At 72.5% G+C, this 3,037-nt stretch carries 1 protein-coding gene and 2 pseudogenes; 2 read left to right on the top strand and 1 reads right to left on the bottom strand.

The genetic code is table 11. The annotated features are described in order from the left end of the window. A partial coding sequence (locus EAO70_RS07695; protein ID WP_148002264.1) for a PQQ-binding-like beta-propeller repeat protein occupies positions 1–1,833 on the top strand: 1,833 nt, incomplete at its 5' end. A gap of 312 nt (positions 1,834–2,145) precedes the next feature. On the opposite strand, the pseudogene EAO70_RS39000 reads toward EAO70_RS07695, so the two are convergent. Beyond that, positions 2,146–2,310: pseudogene (locus EAO70_RS39000) on the bottom strand (galactose-1-phosphate uridylyltransferase); the annotation flags it as partial. A 205-nt stretch (positions 2,311–2,515) separates the two neighbouring features. Between EAO70_RS39000 and EAO70_RS07685 the strand changes: the two are divergent. Beyond that, positions 2,516–3,037: pseudogene (locus EAO70_RS07685) on the top strand (galactose-1-phosphate uridylyltransferase); the annotation flags it as partial.

Genomic DNA, 3,037 nt, shown 5'->3' with positions numbered 1-3,037 from the left:
CCGCAGGGCGGCTTCGGGGCGCCGACCCCGCCGCAGCAGCAGCCGGAGCCCGGCTACGGCTACCCGCAGCAGGCGCCGCAGCCGGACCCGGGGTACGGGTATCCGCCGCAGGCGCCGGACCAGGGCTACGGCTATCCGCAGGGCCCCGGAGGACCGCCCCCGGCGACCCCGCAGCAGCCGTACGGCTACCCGGCCCAGCCGCCCACGCAGCCCCAGCAGGGGGGCTACGGCGGCTACCAGCAGCCGGCGCAGCCCCCGTACGGCTACCCGCCCCAGCCGCAGCAGGGCTACGGCGGCTACCAGCAGCCGCCCACGGCCCCGGTCCCGGCCGCGGCCCCGGGCGGCGGCCGCGGGAAGCCGTCGGCGCAGCTCCAGATCATCATCGCGGCGGTCGTCGCCGTCGTCCTGATCGTCGGCGGCGGCGTCTGGTACGCCAACTCCGGTGACGGCGGCAAGGGCGACGAGTCGAAGGGCACCGGCGGCACCACGCAAGGCGCCGACGGTGGGGCCGGCGGGACCGGCGGCGGCGCCGGTGTCGGCGGCGACGGCAAGGAGAAGGCGGGCGGGAACACCTCGGCGAAGCCGGCGTTCCAGCTGGAGGTGCCCAAGGTCCCCGACACCACGCCGGTGGCCGGCTCGTGGGTGACGGACAAGGTCTACGTGAAGACCGGCGTCAACGCGGTGTCCGGCTACGACCTCGACTCGGGCGCGGTCGTCTGGACGCTCCCGCTGACCGGTCAGATCTGCGGTGCGTCCCGGCACATGACCGCCGACCACAAGGTGCCGATCCTCTTCGAGGCGGCCAAGCGCGTGGCGCCCCGCTACTACCGGGACTGCACCGAGGTCGGCGTGGTCGACCTGAACACAGGCAAGCTGCTCTGGTCGACCTCGGTCACCGGCGGCGCGGCGGGCGACTCCAAGGTGCGGTTCAGCGAGGTGACGCTCAGCGGCAAGACGGTCGCGGCCGGCGGCCTCGACGGCGGCGCCGCCTTCGACGTGGCCAACGGCAACCCGCGCTGGAAGCCGCAGGCCAACGCGCAGGGCTGCTACGACCTGGGGTACGGCGGCGGCGAGGGGCTCGTCGCGGTCCGCAAGTGCGGCACGTACGACGCCCCGTACGTGATGATCCAGAACCTCGACCCGGTGACGGGCGCCCCGATCTCGCAGTACAAGATGGCGAGCGGGGTCAAGTACGCGTCCGTGATCTCCACGAAGCCGCTGGTGGTCGCGGCCGACGTCGGCGACAGCGCCGGTGACGGCAGCGGCATCTCGGACTTCTTCTCCCTCGACGAGAAGACCGGGAAGCTGAAGGCGAAGATCACGGCGGACGCCGACCGGTACGCGGCCCGCTGCCGCTCGACCAAGGTCGAGGCCTGCACGCAGGCGCTCGTGGGCAACGGCCGGCTGTACGTGCCGACCGAGGAGCACGAGGGCTCCAGCGGCGAGTTCGGGGACGAGACGAACGAGGTCATCGCCTTCGACCTGGCCACCGGCCGGACCATGCCGGAGAAGGCGGACGCCGGCGACAAGTACACGCTGATCCCGCTCCGCATGGACGGCGGCGACCTCATCGCGTACAAGGAGCCGCCGTACGACAAGGGCGGGCGGATCGTGTCCATCAACGGCGGCACGATGAAGGAGACCCTGCTCCTGGAGAACCCGGCGGACAAGGTGAACCGGGAGAAGGAGAACAGCTTCTCCATCAACGGCGCCGAGTTCCTCTACCAGGACGGCCGGCTCTTCATCTCGTCGGTGAACGTGAGCAAGCCCCGCGAGTCGACCTCGGCGTACGACAAGCGGTACCTCGCGGTGGCGTTCAGCACCAAGGGCTGAGCCGCGCCGCGCGGCAGACGAGGAGGGCCTCCCCGGAACCCCGGGGAGGCCCTCCTCGCGCGTGCGGGGACACGGGGGACATGGCGGACCGGCGGCGGTCCGAGACGCCGGAGTGACGTCGTATGCGCAGGTCTGTTCCTTTCGCGTGGACAGCTGAGTGATCATGCCGCGTTTCCCTTTCGTGCGCGGCGATTGACGGACCGTGAGGTGGGGGAGCGTGTAGCTTGCCGGGCGGGGTGGCCGGTGGACGGCGGCCCGGAGGGCGGGGGATGACCGGGATGGGCGTACGGCACCAGGTCCCCGAGGAGCGGGTCGCGGCGGAGTTCGGTGGTCGAGACGACCGGGTCGAGCGGCCTGGTGCACCAGGTCCCCGAGGAGCGGGTCGCGGCGGAGTTCGGTGGTCGAGACGACCGGGTCGAGCGGCCTGGTGTCGACGGCGGTGCGGACGGCGTCGTCGCGGGTGTCGTAGTAGATCAGCTCGCGCCCGTCGGCGAGCGTGGTGGCGGTGCAGCGGGACCCGTCGCCCTGAGGCGCCGTCCGGTGGCCGTCGGCCTGCCTGCTTCCGGGTGAAGCCCGGTCCGCCCGGTCCCCCCGTGCATGGGAGGGCCGGGCTTCACCGTTGACGGTGATGTTGGAATGTGATTCCTTGTGCGTGGTTATGTTTGAACCGCCGGAGGGCTCCGTGAAGAAGACCGCCACCACGCTCGCCGACGGGCGCGAGCTGATCTACTACGACACCCGCGACGACGCCGTCCGCACCGCCGTCGACACCAGGCCGCTCGACCCGGTCGTCTCGACCACCGAACTCCGCCGCGACCCGCTCCTCGGGGACCTGGTGGCCGTCGCCTCGCACCGGCAGGGCCGCACCTACCACCCGCCCGTCGGCGAGTGCCCCCTCTGCCCCTCCGGCGACGGCCGGCAGAGCGAGATCCCGGCCCCCGACTACGAGGTCGTCGTCTTCGAGAACCGGTTCCCCACCCTCGCCGGCGCCTCGGGCCGCTGCGAGGTCGTCTGCTTCACCGCCGACCACGACGCCTCCTTCGCCGACCTCACCCCCGAGCGGGCCGCCCTCGTCCTCGACGCCTGGACCGACCGCACCACCGAACTCGCCGCCCGCCCCGGCGTCGAGCAGGTGTACTGCTTCGAGAACCGCGGCGCCGAGATCGGCGTCACCCTCGCCCACCCCCACGGGCAGATCTACGCC

This window comes from Streptomyces sp. adm13(2018) (assembly GCF_008042145.1).
Taxonomy (GTDB): domain Bacteria; phylum Actinomycetota; class Actinomycetes; order Streptomycetales; family Streptomycetaceae; genus Streptomyces.
Note: the sequence above shows the minus strand (reverse complement) of the source record. Positions and strands in the feature narration are given on the sequence as shown.